We start from the raw sequence: 17,449 nt of genomic DNA on the forward strand, positions 1-17,449 counted from the left end.
CTTTATTTGTGCTTGAGCAGCTTTAATTTCTTTTTCTGTAAATATTCCTTTTCTAATGAATTGTTTACAGCATTTAAAGCCAAATCAAGATACTTGATAGCGTCGTTCCTTTTATTAATCGCAATAAAATATTCCGCTTGTGCGCCATAAAACAGATAGGCGCGTTGTTCAAAATCTTTAGCATTAATGTCGTCTAAATACGTTTTAGCAATATCTAAATCTCGATTTTGAATACACACCACAGCCATGTTTAACACATGAATGGGCATAGGTTGTAAAGCATTGAGGCATTGATACCAATAATGGATTTTGTCCCAATCGGTGTCCTCAAAAGTTTTGGCACGCAAATGTTCTGAAGCAATGGCGGCTTCGTAATGGTAACACGAAAACGTTGTTTGCTCAACCACCGCTTTATTCATCATGGAGTTGCCCATTTTTATTAGCGGAAAATACCATTGTGTTCTGTCCTGGTTTTTTAAATCCAGAAGCTCGTTTTCAGCATTGGTTTTGGTTTCCAACCGTGCCGAATGAAAACACATCAATGTATACAAAGCATAAACTTCGGGCGTTCTGGTCAATTCATTTTTTAAGAGCATTTGGGTTAATCGCATCGCTTCACCACACAATTCTTTACGAATTAATATGTCGGGTTTATTGGAATGAAAGCCCTCGTTAAAAATAAGGTACAACACCTCCATAACGCTTTCTAAACGCTGTTGTAAAGCTTTCCCTTGTGGGATTTGAAATTTTAAATGCGATTGCTGAATAGTTTTTCGCGCCCGCAACAAGCGTTTTTAATAGTGTATTCTTTAGTGAGCAATGCCGATGAAATCTCTTTAATACTAAAACCGGAAACCGTTTTTAAGGCGAATGAAATGCGGTCTCTCGCATCTAATTTGGGGTGGCAAGCCGTAAAAATCATGCGCAGTTGTGCGTCTTCAATTTCCGAATCTAAAAAAAGATCATTTATGGCAATAGCGTCCGTCCCTTGATTGATGTTCGGTAGGTGTTTGCGCTCCGTTTTTAGTTTTCTAAAAATATCCAACACCCTATTTTTAGCCGCTTGGGTTAACCACGCTTCGGGGTATTCGGGCTGTTTGTTTCGCCAACTTATACTGGCTTTAATAAAGGTGTCTTGTACGGCATCTTCAATAATTTCGAGGTGCTTAAGTCCAAAAATACGCGTTAAAACAGAAACCATCTTTCCGCTGTGGTGGCGAAAAAGATGGTCTATAAGTTTGGGTTCCATTATTGGTCAAAAACCATAATTTCACGAATTTCAACCGTGCCGCCCAAATCGTAATCCGGATAATCCTCGGCAATTTTTTCAACCGCGTCAAAATCTTTAGCTTTCACAATGTAATAGCCGCCAACAAGCTCTTTAACCTCGGCCGAAGTTAAATCGGTTACCGTTCTGTTTTTGCCAACCACACGACGTATTTGCGGCGTTAATGCGTTGCCATGGCTCACAATTCCGGCTTGCGTCATTTTATCGTGCCATGCAAACCATTGGCCCATTCTGCTTTGTAAATCTTCTGGCGAAAGCCCTAAATCGGTGTAATCTGCCCCAAGAAAAATCATCATAAATTCTTTCATAATTATATATTTTTAAAGTTTATATAGTTAAGACGTTTGTTAGATTGGAAAAGGGGACAGCTTTTTCAAATTTAATTAAAATTCCTTTGGAAAAGGGAATCTCTTTTTTATTAATTTGGGCGTTACCCACTTTTGGTTTTAATGGCAAAAGTGCGTTAGGCTTGAAGTTTATCTTGAGCGAAGTCGAAAGGCTTTATCTTTTTAAACCGTCATTGCGAGGAGGTAACGACGTGGTAATCTGTCAAGTATTAGTTCCCAAGCAAAATTAATACCTTTTACATTTTAAAAAGGATGAGTTCACCCTGAGTTTGTCGAAGGGATGCAATCCTTAACGCGGAAAGAAACGGATTGAAAATTGTCGTTTTTTAACTTTGTTTTTGTAATTCTCAATCGAGCGCTAGCGAAGGCAATGTATAAATCAAGGTAGGTCAATGTAAATATAAAATGTCCTTTAAATATAATTTCCAAGCTAAAACTAAGGTTGCGACTAAGAACACGATTTTCACAAAATATCCTACCCAAAGGTTCCGTTTTGAGTATTTTTTTGTCCAAAATTCTTTAAGAGGAACTTTTCCTAAGTTAATGATGTAAAAAACTAAAGCACCGAACCACTTACTACTAGTTAATGCAATATCGAGATCAGAACTTATTTCTGGTTTACCATGCTTGTTTTTATTTATAGATTTTTTATTCATATTTATTAACCGAATTTAGAAATCTTTTCTGGCAAAATAAATTATCCTAATCTCAAAACGTCATAAAACAAAAAAGAGATTGTCTATTGAGTATAGGCAATCTCTTTCGTTAATAATTTAGGCTTCTCGATAATGAGATTCCTGCGTCCGCAGGAATTTGTTATTCACCCAAAAACGGATAACGATAATCCACAGGCGAAACAAATGTTTCTTTTATCATTCGTGGCGATACCCAACGCAATAAGTTTTGGGCGCTACCTGCTTTATCGTTTGTTCCAGATGCACGGGCACCTCCAAACGGTTGTTGGCCAACAACGGCACCTGTTGGCTTGTCGTTAATATAAAAGTTTCCGGCGGCGTTTTGTAAGGCTTCCGTAGCCTCAACAATCGCATATCTATCGGTTGAAAGAACAGCGCCCGTTAGTGCGTATTCGCTAGTTTCGTCAACTAGTTTTAAGGTTTCAGAATATTTGTTTTCATCATACACGTAAATGGTTATAATAGGGCCAAATAACTCAGTACACATCGTTTCGTACTTGGGATTTGTGGTAACAATCACGGTTGGCTCAATAAAGTAACCTTTAGATTTATCGTAGTTTCCACCGGCAATAATTTCGGCATCGGCATCATTTTTTGCAGCATCAATATAAGAGGCCAATTTATCAAAAGCCCCTTCGTTAATTACGGCAGTGATAAAGTTGCTCATATCTTCTGGCGATCCCATTTTGAAAGACTTCACATCTTCAATCACGAATTTTTTAACATCGTCCCATAAATTTGAAGGAATATAAGCTCTTGAGGCAGCACTACATTTTTGTCCTTGAAACTCAAAAGCACCTCTGGAAATAGCGGTTGCAACTTGTTTTGCAACGGCGGATTTATGCGCGATAACAAAATCTTTTCCACCAGTTTCACCCACTATTCTCGGGTAGGTTTTGTAGTTTTCAATGTTATTTCCAATTTGTTTCCATAAATTTTGAAAAACAGGAGTCGAGCCCGTATAGTGCAATCCAGAAAAATGTGGGCTTGCCAATACCGTATCGGTAATCATACCTGGGTTGCCAAAAACCACATTAATAACACCGGCAGGAACGCCAGCTTCCTTAAATACATCCATAATTACTTTAGCAGAATATATTTGATTGTTGCTTGGTTTCCACACCACAACATTACCCATTAAAGCCATACACGCCGGTAAATTTCCAGCAATGGCCGTAAAGTTAAAAGGCGTAACGGCATAGGTAAACCCTTCAAGTGGACGGTACTCAATACGGTTCCAAGCGTCGGTTGTGCTCTCTGGCTGATCCAAATAAATATCAGTCATAAACTGCACATTAAAACGTAAAAAGTCTATGAGTTCGCAAGCCGAATCAATTTCAGCTTGATAAATATTTTTAGATTGCCCAATCATGGTTGCCGCATTTATTTTGGCACGGTAAGGGCCAGCAATTAGTTCGGCAGCTTTTAAAAAGATACCAGCACGCTGTTCCCATGGCATCTGACTCCAGTTTTTTCTGGCTTCAAGTGCGGTTGCAATGGCTTCGTCAACGTGTTTCTTTTCTGCTAAATGATAGGTGCCAACTATGTGTTTATGGTCGTGCGGAGGCGACATGGTTCTCGTGTTGCCGGTCGTTACATCTTTTCCGTTAATGTACATAGGCACATCAACTTGACTGTTATACATGTCTTTGTATGCTTTAAGAACAGCGTCGCGCTCTGGCGTTCCCGGTGCATAGCTTTTAACTGGTTCATTTATAGCAACTGGTACGTTAAAAAATCCTTTTCCCATTATTGTGTGTTTTTATAGAATTGTCAAAAAATTGAGCTGCAAATTTACGAATTTTTAGGCATTTAAAAATTGCATCGGGTATTAATTTGAAGTTAATATTTGTTCATTTTTTTGTAAGTTGCCAAACCGTTTTAAGACTACAGCTTTTATGTGTACAGTAACTTTAATTCCTAAAGGTGAAAATGATTTTGTGCTCACTACAAATCGAGATGAAGCACCAGATAGAGCATCCTTAAAACCTGATTTTTATACAATTAAGAATACTAAATTGCTATTTCCGAAAGATGAATTATCCGGCGGAACCTGGATTGGTGCGAGCGAAAAAAACAGGGTGGTTTGTGTGCTTAATGGCGGATTTACTTACCATGAACGAAAAGCACCATACAGGTTGAGCAGAGGCGTAGTAGCCAACCATATAATGCTTGCTGATGATTTACACGACACCATTAATTCTTACAATTTTAAAGGTATAGAGCCGTTTACCATGATAATTGCAGATTGGAATAAGGGTTTAACATTTTACGAATTGGTTTGGGATGGCACCGATAAACATTTTAAAACATTGCCTTTGGAACCTCAAATTTGGTCGTCCTCATCGTTGTATTCTGAAGCTATGAAAACCGAACGTTTACAATGGTTTGAAGATTTTAATACGGAATACGATTTGAATAAAAACACAATATTAAAATTCCATAAAACTGCTGGAAAAAATAATGATGACTATGGTGTGATTATGGATCGCGGCTTTGTGAAAACAACTAGCATTACACAAATTGAAAAGTTGAAAAACACTTTGGAAATGCGTTACGAAAGTCTTTTGGGCCATAGCGTTTCATCAAAAACATTTTATATCCCACAAACCGTTAATGAGTAATTCCGGTATTATTTTAACCCTTGCTTATCCAGAAACCATTGTTATGATTTCCGAGGAGTGGTTCTCACCGTTTTTACGTTTTATTGGCGTGGGTAAAAAGAATTATTTGCGCGCAGGACATGCCGCTTTGGTATTGATTGACAAAGAAACGGGCGTTTTGGAATACCATGATTTTGGACGCTATATTACACCCGAACCCAACGGTCGTGTTCGTGGAAATGATACCGATACCGAGTTACGTTTTCCGTTAAAAGCGGAAATAGAAAATGATACGATTACAAATTTAGATGCCATACTAAAATTTTTAGGCACACATCCTAAATTAACTCACGGCGATGGTAAATTGGTAGCTTCGGTTTGTAATGCCATAAATTACCAAAAGGCTCGAATCCATATTACCAACATGCAAAACAAGCATTTTATTAAATATGCGGCATTTATTAAAAATGGTTGCAATTGCGCACGTTTTGTAACGGATACCCTAATTGCGTCGGTAACGGACTTAAAAATTACAAAGGCACTAAAAAATTCTAAATGGTTTACACCAAGTACGGTGGGCAATGTGTTGTTGGCCGATACGGAAAATCAGGTTTTCGAAGTTTCTCAAACAGGTAAAATCTCAGCTTTTAAAGGTTCGCAACAAAGCGAAAATGTACGCTGCTTTTTAGACAAATTGAAAGACCATAAAGTCAATTTAATAGGCACGCAAATATCAAAACCTGTTGACGGTTTGCATGAAAAAGCACAATGGCTTTCCGGAATTGCTGCGGGTGCGTGGTTTGAATTGCATGATTTAGGAAATAAAACCGAATATAGGTTTAGGCGTATCTCGCCTTACGGTAATATAGATTGCGATGCTGTGTTTAAAGTTGAAGATGATACTTTTGATTATAATTTAGGATACCAATTTGTGCATTATTCTAATTGTAAGTTTTTTAATGTGGAGCAAAATGGACGGGTTTTTAGGTTTGAGCGGAAAGTTTAATCTGTTCGTCATTCTGAGCGAAGCGCGAGAATCTGTTTATTTAATAAATTAAATATTTGCTTCTGTAGGTTTTGTGCCTTTTGTTTTTCGTATTGGTGATTTAAAAATATTTTGACACCTAATTTTAAAGTTCATTTTGCCTTGATGCAAAACCCTTCGATTGCGCTCAGGATAAACCAAGCCAAAAAATCATATCAATCTAAGGAAACTCCTGCGGAACATGCGCTTTCAAAACTTCATGCTTATAGCTTCGCTTTGCACTTCCGTTTTTTCGCTCATTATTTCTGCAGATTGATGATTCCGACTATATCGGAATTTGGGACTTGACTTTTTGTTGAGTTTGTTTTTAGTTCCGAATCTATTTTTAATTTTATGAATTCTGGTTTTTGCGGATAAGAAAGTGACTTAACACTAGCATATTATGTATTACAGCAACACTATTTTTAAAACAAACAAAACATTGTGAGACATTTGAAAATGTTGTGGTAATCTTTTTATCGCTATTCGAAAACTATCTTCTCTAATTCAATAGACTTTTCAATACCTTGATTATTTAAAAATACAACCGTTATTCTCTGTTTGTTTTTAAAACTATACCCATTCAAATAACCAAAACAGTCTTCATCAATATTATTAGTAGAAACATTATTAATTGATAAAACTTTATCGCCAGAGCGCATGCCTAAACGTTGTGCATCAGAGTTATCCAGCACCCATTTTATTTTATAATAGCCGTTTTGTATGGCAACATCAAATCCAAATGTTTTAAATGGTTCAATCTTTTGGTTTGGTTTGTAAGGTTTAAAATAAAACCACCCGTTTTTATAATCGAGAGTAACAGCGCCATATTTTAAAATGCGAGCTCCAATTCGTGGTGCACTAATTTTAGAAAATTGCGAATAAAAATCATTAAATGTTGTGCTGCCTAATTGTAAACTTTTCACTTTTTCTTTATAGCGGTTGGAGATTTTTATATCGTCCATTGAAACGCCAAAAGAGAATTCTCCAGTAAATTTAAGAGCTTTGTTTGTGTTAGATTTAGTTAACCTTTTTTCCACATTGTTAGTTTTTGGGCTATAAAAATCACCAGAACCAGAATCGAATTCTATATATTCTTTTTTGCCATTTAGCCTTAATTGTAGGTTAGGCAATCCGCGATGACTCAGTTTCATTTTTGTTCTATTACTTTTATTAACTTCAATAATATGTTCGTTTTCTGTAAGACGAAACGTTTTTGTAGCATAATTAAAATGTAAAATGACTTTATCGAAAAAATCTCGCCCAATCATTCCGTCTAATTCAAAACAGCTGTAAGGATATTTACTATGCAAATCGCTTACAATGGCTTTTCGGTTTTTAAAAGACCAATTGCCAAGTTTAATTTCTGGAACGATTACTGATTTTATTTCAACTTCCTTTCTGTTAATGTCTACAATAGTGATAGATTTTGTTTGGTTGAAATTAAATTGGTTTTGAACCTCTTCTGAAATTTCAAAAATGCCTCCCGTGTCAACAAGAAATCTGAACGTTTTATTACCAATTTGAACGGGAATAATTATTTTTTCTTTAATGAGCTCGAAAGACATGTTTCCGGTGTCGTTATTTTTTTCAATTTTTTGGGTATTGGGTTTTTGAATAACAAAACATAGTGCTATAAGAAAAGTTATTAATTTCATTTTTTGAATTTAGGATGTAATTATTAAAACAGCTAATTGATGACATGTTTTATATCAAATATAAACAAATGCTTGTAAATAAAAATGGGATGTTTAATGGTTTTTTAATACGATTAAGTTTAGTTGCTAACCCGCGTTAGGGATTGCAGCGGCATCCTTTTTTGAGGCACGAGAAAAAGATATAGCGAAAAGCCCGACCCTTGGGTAACGCTATAAAAAATAATAAAATCAGATTTAATCTGTTAGTTTATCGCAAAAGGTGCGCTTAACTTAAAGGTTGGAATGGTGACTTGAAACTTTTTTGTGGTGGTAAAGTTTACCATATGGTAATGGCCTTTCATGGCGCCAAAAGGTGAAGTTAATAAACAGCCTGAAGAATAGGTATGCGATTCGCCTGGTTTTAAAACCGGTTTTTCGCCAATTACACCTTCGCCAGTAACCGTTTCAACATTGTTTAGGGCGTCCATAATTTCCCAATGGCGCGCATAAAGTTGCACCGAATCTTTGCTTTGATTTTCGATGGTTACGGTGTAACCGAAGGCGTATTGGATTTTATAATTTTTATAAAATGAGCCTTCGAAATTGGTTTCGACCGAAATTTTTATGCCACTTGTAACTTGTTGAACCATGTTAACTATTGATATACAATGCGTTTAGTTGGCTAAAATAATGAATATTACACGAGAATAACAAAATTTAACATCAACGATTAAAAATATTAGTTGAATGGTGATTTTATGGGGCTTTTAGTTTGAGATATTAACGGAGCTGCCTTCGCCCAAACCGATGATTTTATCGTAGCGTGCGCCCAAGTCCCGATAATACACAATTACTTTATAGTTATTTTCGGTTTGGTAAAAATTGCCACTTATGGCGCCTTCGTCTAGCTTGCCGTTATTTAAAACGACATATTTGTAGTTGTAAAACCCTTGTTTTAGTAATAGCGGTTTTGTGAATACTTGGTTGTACTCATCGTAAATCATTTTGGTGCTTTCATCAATGGCATAATTGTTAAAGTTACCATATATATGTATAGATTTATTTTTTAAATCGTCACCCCGAAAGCTGTTAGGAACAATCAACGAAAAATGTACCCAAACATAATCGGCTTCAATACTGGGGTCGTCGGCATCAATAGTGGTTATTAAATAATTACCGTTAATATCGGGGTTGTAGGTGTAGGGTTTGCTGGCTCTTTCGGTGTTTGTAAATAAATAGTTGTGGTACAGGTCTTGTAAATCTATTTGCCTAACGCCAATATTCGCGGCTCTAATATCCTTGTTTTCAAAATACAGGTATTCGTTTCCGCCCCAAAAACTAGACTCGGTATCGTATTTGAAAATTAGTTTATTGCCAATGGTGTATTGTGGTTTTAAATTTGAAATGGCGGTGTTTAAATTATTGTTTTGAACCACCAGCGTTTTTACATTTTGTTTGGGATTGTTAAATTGCATGCTGTTTGATGAAATAACAATTTCAACACGCTGTTTTTCGTCAATAAACTGCACATCTCTAGAGCGTTTTATGCTAACGCCAACATTGGTTTTGTTTTCGTAAATCATAAATTTTCTTGAGAACACAAGCTCGTCGTCATCATTAAAAACACTTAATAGGTAATTGCCGGAAACCTTTAAGCGTTTGGTTTGGGCATTAGGAATGGTTAGTTTGTAATGCGAATATATTTGATAGGTGTTTAAGGAATTTTCGTAATTACGGATGCGTTGATTGTCGAACCCATCCATATATTCGGATTTTACTAAAATGGAAGGGGTCCAATCAAAATTAAAATGCTCGATTTTATAGTAATAATCTTCTTCATCGCCATTTAGCGCATCAAATTCCAGCACCACATATTCCCCCAATTTTAAAATAGGAAGCTGACTTTCTTTAGTGTTGCTTTTAAAAGCAATGGTTTTAATATAATCTGGAGGATTAACTTCTTGGATTTGACCAAAAAAATATTGAGGAAACCATGTAAAAAGTAAAAGTAGGGTAAGATTAAATCTCATTAATAATAGTAGTTTTGTGTAAATATAAACAAATTTAATGCCTAAAAATTGCGATTGGACTTTAAGTAAACGTTTGCGTGCAAAATTATGTCTAAATTATTATGAAAACTGTATATTTAATTCGTATTTTTGCCCCGATTTTTAGACAATTAACTTCAATAAAAATAAATATGTCAAACGACATTCATATTAAAAAAGGTCTGGACATTAAACTTAAGGGTGAAGCTGAGAAAATCGTTGAACAAGCGGTTGTAAGCAACTACTTCACCATAAGACCAGAAGATTTTCATGGCGTTATCCCAAAACTTGTTGTAAAAGAAGGAGCTACAGTTAAAGCTGGAGACACTTTGTATTTTGATAAGTCTAACGAAGACATCAAATTCGCTTCACCGGTTTCGGGAAAAGTCTTGGAAATAGTTCGCGGACCCAAAAGACGCATTGATGCCATTAGAATTGAAGCTGATAAAACGCAGTCTTATCAAGATTATGGAACTTTTAACTTGGATGCAGCAACTGAAGATTCGGTTAAAACACATTTGTTGGCATCGGGTTGTTGGCCGTTTGTAAAACAACGTCCGTATGATGTTGTTGCAAACCCAAACAAGTCGCCAAAAGCGATTTTTATTTCGGGTTATGCAAGCGCACCATTAGCAGCCGATTTAGATTTTACCTTACAAGGTAAAGAAGCAGAATTACAAGCCGCAGTTACCGCGCTAGCTAAACTAACGGAAGGTAAAGTGCATGTATCGGTTGGGAAAAAATCCAATTCGCCATTAGCGGGTCTATCGGGTATTACACTGCATAAAGTTTCTGGTCCGCATCCATCTGGAAATGTGGGGACTCAGATAAATAAAATAGACCCTGTAAATAAAGGCGAGGTAGTGTGGACAGTAAATCCACAAGACTTGGTAATAATAGGTGAATTGTTGCTTACCGGCAAGTTTAATGCCGAACGTATTGTAGCCCTTGTAGGTTCTTCAGTTGAAAAACCAAGATATTTTAAAACTAAAATTGGTAGCGAAGTAGCTACTATGGTTTACGATAAAGGCATTTCAAAAGATGCTAATGCACGTATAATTTCCGGTAATGTTTTAAGCGGAAAACAGGTAAAGCCAGATGGTAGCTTAGATTATTACAGTAATGTAATTTCGGTAATTCCAGAAGGCGATGACTATGAGTTTTTTGGATGGAATAAACCTGTTTTTAACAAAGTTTCTACATCCAGAGCCATGACTTTTTCTTGGTTAAATCCTAAGAAAAAATACGATTTAAATACCAATACCAATGGCGAGCACCGTGCTTTTGTAATTACGGGAACATACGAAGAAGTTTTTCCTTTGGATATTTATCCGATGCAAATCTTAAAAGCTTGTATGTATCAAGATTTAGATGAAATGGAAGCTTTAGGTATGTACGAAGTAGCTCCTGAAGATTTTGCGTTAACCGAATTTGTTTGTGTGTCCAAACAACCACATCAAAAAATTATAAGAGAAGGTTTAGACTTAATGCTTAAAGAAATTGGATAATAAAGTGGTCGCTGAGGTTCTCGAAGCGACATTTTAAAATAATAAACTTGAAAAATGGGTTTAAAAAACAGTTTACATAATTTTAAGGAAAAGAATAAAAATAAAAAGTGGATACCCGCATTTAATGCCATCCATACGTTTTTATACCTGCCAAACGAGACCACACACAATGGGACTCATATTAAAGTTGCCGACGATTTAAAACGTACCATGAACACGGTTATTATGGCTATGGTACCTTGTTTGATTTTTGGTATGTTTAATGCTGGCTATCAGCATCATTTAGCACTTGGTGAAATTCAAGCCGTTGCCGGAAGTTTCTTTAGTTCAGAGTTTTGGACTATGGATAATTTCTTAGTCGGTTTCTGGAAAATAATTCCACTGGTTATTGTGTCTTACGGTGTTGGTTTGGGTATTGAATTTATATTCGCCATAATTAACGGACACGAGGTTGAAGAGGGCTATTTGGTAACCGGTATGTTGGTACCGCTTATTGTACCGGTTGATATTCCGCTTTGGATGTTAGCAGTAGCCGTAATCTTTGGTGTTGTTATCGGAAAAGAGGTTTTTGGTGGCACAGGAATGAATATTCTTAACCCCGCATTAACCATACGTGCCTTCCTATTCTTTGCATATCCAACTTGGATGAGTGGCGATAAAGTGTGGGTTCACGGTGCTGTTGAGCGCGACCAAATGATTGCCTCTGGCGAGAATTTAGATGCCATTTCGGGAGAAACCGTTTTAGGAGCTTTAGCTCAAGGTAAAGAAGTCGCTTATTCGGTCTCGGATATGTTTATAGGATTTATACCAGGCTCCATTGGAGAGACGTCTACTTTATTGATTCTCTTAGGAGGTTTGTTTTTAATATTTTCCAAAGTAGGAAGTTGGAGAATTATGTTGTCATCCGCTTTAGGCGCTATCGTGATGGGATTAATATTTAATGCCGTTGTAGATGCTGGCTGGATTACCGAAAGCAGTAAGTTTTACGGATTAATGAGCACAACATGGTGGCACCACTTACTTATTGGCGGATTCGCCTTTGGTGCGGTGTTTATGGCTACCGATCCTGTAACCGCATCGCAAACCACCAAAGGAAAATGGATATATGGTTTCTTAATAGGATTTATTTCTATTCTAATCCGAGTATTTAACCCAGCATACCCAGAAGGTGTTATGCTAGCCATATTATTAATGAATGTGTTTGCACCAACAATCGATCATTATATCGTGCAAGGAAATGTTAAGAAAAGAATGAAACGTGTAAAAGTTAAGAGTGCCTAAAGTGCGCTAAAGTACTTGAAGTTAGAATGACAAATAAAGAGTTTGCTGAAAAATTAGAAAAACGAACTATTGAGTTTGCCATTGAAATTATAAATTTATCAGCAAGTTTGCCAAACACAACCGAAGCTTTTGTTTTAAGAAATCAAGTAACAAAATCAGGAACCAGTGTTGGAGCTAATTATAGAGAAGCCAATAGAAGTCGAAGCAAAAAAGATTTTAAAAATAAAATTAAAATTAGTTTAGGAGAAGCAAGTGAAACAGATTATTGGCTTGAGATAATAGAGGAAATAAATTGGGTAAATAACAATAAAATAAATGAGTTAAGGAAAGAGGCGAAAGAGCTTTTAGCAATTTTCACATCGATTGCAAACAAACTTTAGGCACTTTAAGTACTTTATAATTTTATGAACTTAAAAAATGGAAAATAGAACAGATAAAAATTCATATACTATAGTGTTTGCCATAATCATGGTAATAGTAGTTGGTGCTTTGTTGGCGTTTTTAGCATCGTCTTTAAAACCAAGAATTGCCGAGAATGAGCGTTTAGAAAAGCAACAAAACATTCTATACGCAATGGGTGTTAACGATAATGATGAAACTAGTGCTAATTTTGTGTCGACTAAAGAAGCACCAAAGTTATTCGAAAAATACATCAAAAAGCAATTGGTTATTCAGGATGGAGAAGTCACTGAAAACGACGAAGCTTATTTAATTGATGTTAAAAAAGAACAAGCAAATGCCAAAGCGGGTATACCAAGACGTTTGCCCTTATTTATTGGAGAAAAAGATGGTAAAACATACTACATAGCACCTATTAGAGGTAAAGGGCTTTGGGATGCTATTTGGGCTTATATTGCTATGGACAAAAACATGGTTGTGAAAGGTGCATTTTTCGATCATGCGGCCGAAACACCAGGATTAGGAGCCAATATTAAACAACGTTATTTTATGGACGATTTTATTGGTGAGCATTTAATGAGTAACGGTACCTTTAAGGGGATTGATGTTGCCAAAGGAAATGCAGATCCTAGAAATGAAGACAAAACGGATCATGCCGTAGATGCCATTGCAGGAGCAACCATTACGGGCGATGGTGTATCAGCAATGATAAGAAACGATTTAAAGCTTTATGTGCCTTATTTTGAAAATTTAAAACAATAAAGAATGGGACTATTATCAAAAAAAGACAGTAAATTAATATTAGATCCATTAGCAGATAATAACCCAATTACCATTCAAGTATTAGGTATTTGTTCTGCTTTAGCAATTACCGCAGAGTTAGAGGCATCTATCGTAATGTCCATATCTGTACTTTTTGTAATGGGTGTAGGTAACGTGGTAATCTCGTTAATGCGTAATGTAATACCATCAAAAATCAGAATTATTGCGCAGCTCATTGTGGTTGCTACTTTAGTTATTATAGTAGATTTGGTTTTAAAAGCCTTTGCATACGAATTAAGTAAAACGCTTTCCGTATTCGTGGGATTAATCATTACCAACTGTATCATTATGGGACGTTTTGAGGCTTTTGCCTTAGCCAATGGTACATGGCGATCGTTCCTTGATGGCGTTGGAAATGCATTAGGTTATGCCGTGATACTTATTATTGTTGGATTCTTTAGGGAATTATTAGGATCTGGTACTTTGTTAGGAATACCCGTTTTAGGAGATCCTATTGAAAAAACAGGTTTATACGCAATAGGTTACGAAAATAACGGATTTATGCTATTATCGCCAATGGCATTAATTGTTGTGGGTATTATTATTTGGGTACAACGTACAAGAAACAAAGCTTTAGTAGAAGATAATTAATGGAAAGTACTTGAAGTATAAAGTGTCTTAAATACTTAAAGTTGAAAAAGTAAAAACACAATTATTGGTAAACTTTAGGCACTTATAACTTAATGAACTTATAACTTAAGAAAATGGAACATATAGAATTATTTTTCAAATCAATATTTATAGACAACATGGTATTTGCCACATTTTTAGGAATGTGTTCTTACCTGGCAGTATCTAAAAAGGTAAGTACAGCCGTTGGTCTTGGCGCTGCTGTAATTTTCGTATTGGCGATAACAGTGCCTTTAAACTGGCTGCTTGATCAGTACTTGTTGCAACCTGGGGCACTAACCTGGTTAGGCGAAGAGTTTGCTGATTACGATTTAAGTTTCTTATCATTCATCATGTTTATCGCTACCATAGCCACCATGGTGCAATTGGTAGAAATTGTAGTAGAAAAGTTTTCACCAGCATTATATAACTCACTTGGTATTTTCTTACCGTTAATTGCCGTAAACTGTGCGATTTTGGGAGGTTCGTTATTTATGCAATCACGTGAAATAGCAACCTTAGGTTTAGCTTTCAATTACGGCGTAAGTTCAGGAATAGGATGGTTTTTAGCTATTTTGGCTATTGCAGCTATTCGTGAAAAAATCAGATATTCAAACGTGCCGCCTGCATTGCGTGGTTTAGGGATTACCTTTATTATTACAGGTTTAATGGCCATAGGTTTTATGAGTTTTGGAGGTATGTTAACTGGTGGTGATGAAGAAGAAGCACCGGTTGAAGAAACAACGGTAAAAGTTGAGGAACCCAAGAAGGATTCAGAACAAGAAAAAGTAGTAGCTAACAACATTAAAGTAAATGAGTAATATGATATTGGCAGCAGGTACATTAGGAACAATTATAGCAACGGTAACGGCCTTTTTGGTGATTACTTTGTTGTTGGTAACATTACTATTGGTTGTAAAACAAAAATTGTCGCCATCTGGTCCGGTTAAAATAACCATCAATGGCGAAAAAGAAATTGAGGTAGCCTCCGGAGGTACTTTATTAACCACTTTAAGTTCTCAAAAAATATTTTTACCATCGGCTTGTGGTGGTGGTGGTACTTGTATTCAGTGCGAATGCCACGTTTTAGAGGGCGGTGGTGAAGCCTTGCCTACTGAAACACCTCACTTTACACGTAAAGAATTAAAAGATGGTGCCCGTTTATCTTGTCAAGTAAGGGTAAAACAAGACATGGTTATTACCATTCCGGAAGAAGTGTTTGGTATTAAAAAATGGGAAGCAACCGTTGTACGTAATTATAACGTAGCCTCTTTTATTAAGGAATTTGTTGTTGAAATTCCAGAAGATATGGGATATAAAGCGGGTGGCTATATTCAAATTGAAATACCAGAATGTGAAATTAAATATTCTGATATTGATATTACGGCCCATCCAGAAGAGCACGATACACCAAATAAGTTTCAAGAAGAGTGGGATAAGTTTAATCTTTGGCCATTGGTGATGAAAAATGACGAAATTGTTGAAAGAGCTTATTCAATGGCGTCTTACCCTGCAGAAGGACGTGAAATCATGCTTAATGTGCGTATTGCAACCCCGCCATGGGACCGTAATAAAAACGGATGGATGGATGTTAATCCAGGTATAGCATCGTCTTATATATTTGCACAAAAACCAGGCGATAAGGTAATTATTTCAGGCCCTTATGGCGAGTTCTTTATAAACGAGTCTGATTCCGAAATGCTTTATGTTGGTGGTGGAGCAGGTATGGCACCCATGCGTTCTCACTTGTATCACTTATTCAAAACCTTAAAAACAGGTAGAAAAGTAACGTATTGGTACGGTGGTCGTTCAAAACGTGAATTGTTCTATATTGAGCATTTCAGGGAATTGGAAAAAGACTTTCCTAACTTTAAATTCTATATGGCCTTATCTGAACCTATGGAAGAAGATAACTGGAAAGTGAAAAAAGATATTAATGACGAAGAAGGCGATGGGTTTGTTGGATTTATTCACAACTGTGTTATTGATAATTACTTAAGTCATCATGAAGCACCCGAAGATATCGAGTTATATTTCTGTGGCCCGCCATTAATGAACAAAGCGGTTCAGAAAATGGGAGAAGATTTTGGTATTCCAGATGAGCATATCAGATTTGATGACTTTGGAGGCTAAAACTTAATTGTCATTCTGAGTTTTTCTTTTTTTAAAAAACGTGAGAATCTTTAGTTTGAAAACTAAATTTAAACCCAATACGCGAGTATTGGGTTTTTTATTTTTTAGTATTTTTTAAACAACTATATTAATAGTCTAAAAGCCATGTTCTAGCTTATATTTTGGGTTATTATTTTCAAGCTCTAAATATGTCGTGTTGTTTAATACGTTTGAGACACCATCCAAATCGCATAAATATTTAATTACTGCCATTAAGCCATCAAACAACACCTCTTTATTGTTTGTGTTTTTAGGTTTATCGTTTCTATAATGAAGCGGTAATTGGTAACCACAGGCGCTTAAAAAAACAGTCTCAATCTGCAATAATTCCAAAGGCGAATACCCATTAAATGTTCTGCCTAAATTTTGATGCACTTTACCAATATAATTGAGTTTTAACGAACCATGATCGTCAGACAAATGTTTCCAACTATCGCTTTTATCCAATATATTTCCAACAGCACATTGCTTACAACATTCGGGAATTAGTTCGTTGTTGTGATATGCTGTATATAGTTTTTTTATTGCAGATTCTAAACGATAAGGTAAATCCATAATTAGAAAATTTGGTATTTAATTTACAAAAAATATCTGAATTAATAATGTTAAATTTGCAACATGAGCAAACCACTTTCAGAACAGGAATTACATAATTTGGCCATGAACCATGTTGGAAAAGACTTGGAGCAACGTGGTTTTGAGTTTATTGCCGTAAATAGTAAGCTAAAAAAACATCCCCAATTTGTCTGTATCGATAAAAACAAGCAGTATTATTTTGTTATTGTACGAGCGGTAATTCTGCCCGATAATCCCAATAATTACGATGTTGTTTGGATGGAATCCTTTAAAAAACATGCTCGGGAAAACGATGCAAAAGTGCTTTACGCGGGTGTTGGATTGGGCAATGTGAATGGCGAAAACCTGCCCATATATTTAAACGAAGAATACCTAATGGAATACAACGGCATACAGGTTTTAGAAACTAATTTGAATTAATCCGTCATTCTGAGCGAAGC

General features: G+C 36.0%; 19 protein-coding genes. 10 read left to right on the forward strand and 9 right to left on the reverse strand.

What is annotated here, in order from left to right; all coding sequences use genetic code 11:
• Positions 1-2 precede the first annotated feature (2 nt).
• The 5 genes from RNZ46_RS09990 to pruA all read right to left on the reverse strand — a co-directional run bounded on the left by RNZ46_RS09990 (position 3) and on the right by pruA (position 4,080).
• Positions 3-785 (reverse strand): DUF6596 domain-containing protein, encoded by a 783-nt coding sequence (locus RNZ46_RS09990; RefSeq protein ID WP_316982062.1) that lies wholly within the window; start codon positions 783-785, stop codon positions 3-5.
• Positions 749-1,249, reverse strand: coding sequence for a sigma-70 family RNA polymerase sigma factor (locus RNZ46_RS09995; protein WP_316982063.1), 501 nt, complete (start codon positions 1,247-1,249; stop codon positions 749-751). The genes RNZ46_RS09990 and RNZ46_RS09995 overlap by 37 nt, the downstream gene beginning before the upstream one ends.
• Positions 1,249-1,596 carry a YciI family protein gene (locus tag RNZ46_RS10000; protein WP_316982064.1) on the reverse strand — a complete coding sequence of 116 codons (348 nt, stop codon included), beginning with the start codon at positions 1,594-1,596 and terminating at the stop codon, positions 1,249-1,251. The genes RNZ46_RS09995 and RNZ46_RS10000 overlap by 1 nt, the downstream gene beginning before the upstream one ends.
• 428 nt (positions 1,597-2,024) lie before the next feature.
• The gene (locus RNZ46_RS10005; RefSeq protein WP_316982065.1) at positions 2,025-2,291 is read right to left on the reverse strand and encodes a hypothetical protein; all 267 of its coding nucleotides are present in this window, start codon (positions 2,289-2,291) and stop codon (positions 2,025-2,027) included.
• Positions 2,292-2,451: 160 nt separating this feature from the next.
• Entirely contained in the window at positions 2,452-4,080 is a 1,629-nt protein-coding gene (gene pruA, locus RNZ46_RS10010) for an L-glutamate gamma-semialdehyde dehydrogenase (RefSeq protein WP_316982066.1), read from the reverse strand.
• 148 nt (positions 4,081-4,228) lie between these two features.
• Between pruA and RNZ46_RS10015 the strand changes: the two genes are divergently transcribed.
• Positions 4,229-4,954, forward strand: a complete 726-nt coding sequence (locus RNZ46_RS10015) for an NRDE family protein (protein WP_316982067.1) — start codon at positions 4,229-4,231, stop codon at positions 4,952-4,954.
• Positions 4,947-5,939: a DUF6695 family protein gene (locus RNZ46_RS10020; protein WP_316982068.1), complete on the forward strand. Its 993-nt coding sequence runs from the start codon at positions 4,947-4,949 to the stop codon at positions 5,937-5,939. The genes RNZ46_RS10015 and RNZ46_RS10020 overlap by 8 nt, the downstream gene beginning before the upstream one ends.
• 500 nt (positions 5,940-6,439) lie before the next feature.
• Here RNZ46_RS10020 and RNZ46_RS10025 read toward each other — a convergent pair whose 3' ends face one another.
• The 3 genes from RNZ46_RS10025 to RNZ46_RS10035 all read right to left on the reverse strand — a co-directional run bounded on the left by RNZ46_RS10025 (position 6,440) and on the right by RNZ46_RS10035 (position 9,624).
• A complete protein-coding gene (locus RNZ46_RS10025; protein ID WP_316982069.1) occupies positions 6,440-7,615 on the reverse strand; it encodes an aspartyl protease family protein in 1,176 nt (391 codons plus the stop codon).
• Positions 7,616-7,857: 242 nt separating this feature from the next.
• Positions 7,858-8,244, reverse strand: a complete 387-nt coding sequence (gene apaG / locus RNZ46_RS10030; protein WP_316982070.1) for a Co2+/Mg2+ efflux protein ApaG — start codon at positions 8,242-8,244, stop codon at positions 7,858-7,860.
• A 117-nt stretch (positions 8,245-8,361) separates the two neighbouring features.
• Positions 8,362-9,624 carry a type IX secretion system plug protein gene (locus RNZ46_RS10035; protein ID WP_316982071.1) on the reverse strand — a complete coding sequence of 421 codons (1,263 nt, stop codon included), beginning with the start codon at positions 9,622-9,624 and terminating at the stop codon, positions 8,362-8,364.
• Between the two features lie 170 nt (positions 9,625-9,794).
• Here RNZ46_RS10035 and RNZ46_RS10040 point away from each other — a divergent pair, with 170 nt between their 5' ends.
• The 7 genes from RNZ46_RS10040 to nqrF all read left to right on the forward strand — a co-directional run bounded on the left by RNZ46_RS10040 (position 9,795) and on the right by nqrF (position 16,394).
• The gene (locus RNZ46_RS10040) at positions 9,795-11,150 is read left to right on the forward strand and encodes a Na(+)-translocating NADH-quinone reductase subunit A (protein ID WP_316982072.1); all 1,356 of its coding nucleotides are present in this window, start codon (positions 9,795-9,797) and stop codon (positions 11,148-11,150) included.
• Between the two features lie 54 nt (positions 11,151-11,204).
• Positions 11,205-12,431: an NADH:ubiquinone reductase (Na(+)-transporting) subunit B gene (locus RNZ46_RS10045; RefSeq protein ID WP_316982073.1), complete on the forward strand. Its 1,227-nt coding sequence runs from the start codon at positions 11,205-11,207 to the stop codon at positions 12,429-12,431.
• A 26-nt stretch (positions 12,432-12,457) separates the two neighbouring features.
• Positions 12,458-12,811, forward strand: coding sequence for a four helix bundle protein (locus RNZ46_RS10050; protein ID WP_316982074.1), 354 nt, complete (start codon positions 12,458-12,460; stop codon positions 12,809-12,811).
• A 37-nt stretch (positions 12,812-12,848) separates the two neighbouring features.
• Positions 12,849-13,592: a Na(+)-translocating NADH-quinone reductase subunit C gene (locus tag RNZ46_RS10055; RefSeq protein WP_316982075.1), complete on the forward strand. Its 744-nt coding sequence runs from the start codon at positions 12,849-12,851 to the stop codon at positions 13,590-13,592.
• A gap of 3 nt (positions 13,593-13,595) precedes the next feature.
• A complete protein-coding gene (locus RNZ46_RS10060) occupies positions 13,596-14,243 on the forward strand; it encodes an NADH:ubiquinone reductase (Na(+)-transporting) subunit D (RefSeq protein ID WP_316982076.1) in 648 nt (215 codons plus the stop codon).
• A gap of 113 nt (positions 14,244-14,356) precedes the next feature.
• The gene (gene nqrE, locus RNZ46_RS10065; RefSeq protein ID WP_316982077.1) at positions 14,357-15,082 is read left to right on the forward strand and encodes an NADH:ubiquinone reductase (Na(+)-transporting) subunit E; all 726 of its coding nucleotides are present in this window, start codon (positions 14,357-14,359) and stop codon (positions 15,080-15,082) included.
• A 1-nt stretch (position 15,083) separates the two neighbouring features.
• Positions 15,084-16,394 (forward strand): NADH:ubiquinone reductase (Na(+)-transporting) subunit F, encoded by a 1,311-nt coding sequence (gene nqrF, locus RNZ46_RS10070; protein WP_316984984.1) that lies wholly within the window; start codon positions 15,084-15,086, stop codon positions 16,392-16,394.
• A 135-nt stretch (positions 16,395-16,529) separates the two neighbouring features.
• Here nqrF and RNZ46_RS10075 read toward each other — a convergent pair whose 3' ends face one another.
• Positions 16,530-16,988 (reverse strand): Na(+)-translocating NADH-quinone reductase subunit F, encoded by a 459-nt coding sequence (locus RNZ46_RS10075; protein WP_316982078.1) that lies wholly within the window; start codon positions 16,986-16,988, stop codon positions 16,530-16,532.
• Between the two features lie 63 nt (positions 16,989-17,051).
• Between RNZ46_RS10075 and RNZ46_RS10080 the strand changes: the two genes are divergently transcribed.
• Positions 17,052-17,429, forward strand: coding sequence for a DUF8840 domain-containing protein (locus RNZ46_RS10080; RefSeq protein WP_316982079.1), 378 nt, complete (start codon positions 17,052-17,054; stop codon positions 17,427-17,429).
• The last annotated feature ends 20 nt before the right edge of the window (positions 17,430-17,449 follow it).

The organism is Hwangdonia lutea (assembly GCF_032814565.1).
GTDB lineage: Bacteria > Bacteroidota > Bacteroidia > Flavobacteriales > Flavobacteriaceae > Hwangdonia > Hwangdonia lutea.

Bases quoted from the DNA above. Each gene is read 5' to 3' on its own strand.
- RNZ46_RS09995 (WP_316982063.1), bottom strand. From the start codon at position 1,249: ATGGAACCCAAACTTATAGACCATCTTTTTCGCCACCACAGCGGAAAG.
- RNZ46_RS10000 (WP_316982064.1), bottom strand. From the start codon at position 1,596: ATGAAAGAATTTATGATGATTTTTCTTGGGGCAGATTACACCGATTTA.
- RNZ46_RS10005 (WP_316982065.1), bottom strand. From the start codon at position 2,291: ATGAATAAAAAATCTATAAATAAAAACAAGCATGGTAAACCAGAAATA.
- pruA (WP_316982066.1), bottom strand. From the start codon at position 4,080: ATGGGAAAAGGATTTTTTAACGTACCAGTTGCTATAAATGAACCAGTT.
- RNZ46_RS10015 (WP_316982067.1), top strand. From the start codon at position 4,229: ATGTGTACAGTAACTTTAATTCCTAAAGGTGAAAATGATTTTGTGCTC.
- RNZ46_RS10020 (WP_316982068.1), top strand. From the start codon at position 4,947: ATGAGTAATTCCGGTATTATTTTAACCCTTGCTTATCCAGAAACCATT.
- RNZ46_RS10025 (WP_316982069.1), bottom strand. From the start codon at position 7,615: ATGAAATTAATAACTTTTCTTATAGCACTATGTTTTGTTATTCAAAAA.
- apaG (WP_316982070.1), bottom strand. From the start codon at position 8,244: ATGGTTCAACAAGTTACAAGTGGCATAAAAATTTCGGTCGAAACCAAT.
- RNZ46_RS10035 (WP_316982071.1), bottom strand. From the start codon at position 9,624: ATGAGATTTAATCTTACCCTACTTTTACTTTTTACATGGTTTCCTCAA.
- RNZ46_RS10040 (WP_316982072.1), top strand. From the start codon at position 9,795: ATGTCAAACGACATTCATATTAAAAAAGGTCTGGACATTAAACTTAAG.
- RNZ46_RS10045 (WP_316982073.1), top strand. From the start codon at position 11,205: ATGGGTTTAAAAAACAGTTTACATAATTTTAAGGAAAAGAATAAAAAT.
- RNZ46_RS10050 (WP_316982074.1), top strand. From the start codon at position 12,458: ATGACAAATAAAGAGTTTGCTGAAAAATTAGAAAAACGAACTATTGAG.
- RNZ46_RS10055 (WP_316982075.1), top strand. From the start codon at position 12,849: ATGGAAAATAGAACAGATAAAAATTCATATACTATAGTGTTTGCCATA.
- RNZ46_RS10060 (WP_316982076.1), top strand. From the start codon at position 13,596: ATGGGACTATTATCAAAAAAAGACAGTAAATTAATATTAGATCCATTA.
- nqrE (WP_316982077.1), top strand. From the start codon at position 14,357: ATGGAACATATAGAATTATTTTTCAAATCAATATTTATAGACAACATG.
- nqrF (WP_316984984.1), top strand. From the start codon at position 15,084: ATGATATTGGCAGCAGGTACATTAGGAACAATTATAGCAACGGTAACG.
- RNZ46_RS10075 (WP_316982078.1), bottom strand. From the start codon at position 16,988: ATGGATTTACCTTATCGTTTAGAATCTGCAATAAAAAAACTATATACA.
- RNZ46_RS10080 (WP_316982079.1), top strand. From the start codon at position 17,052: ATGAGCAAACCACTTTCAGAACAGGAATTACATAATTTGGCCATGAAC.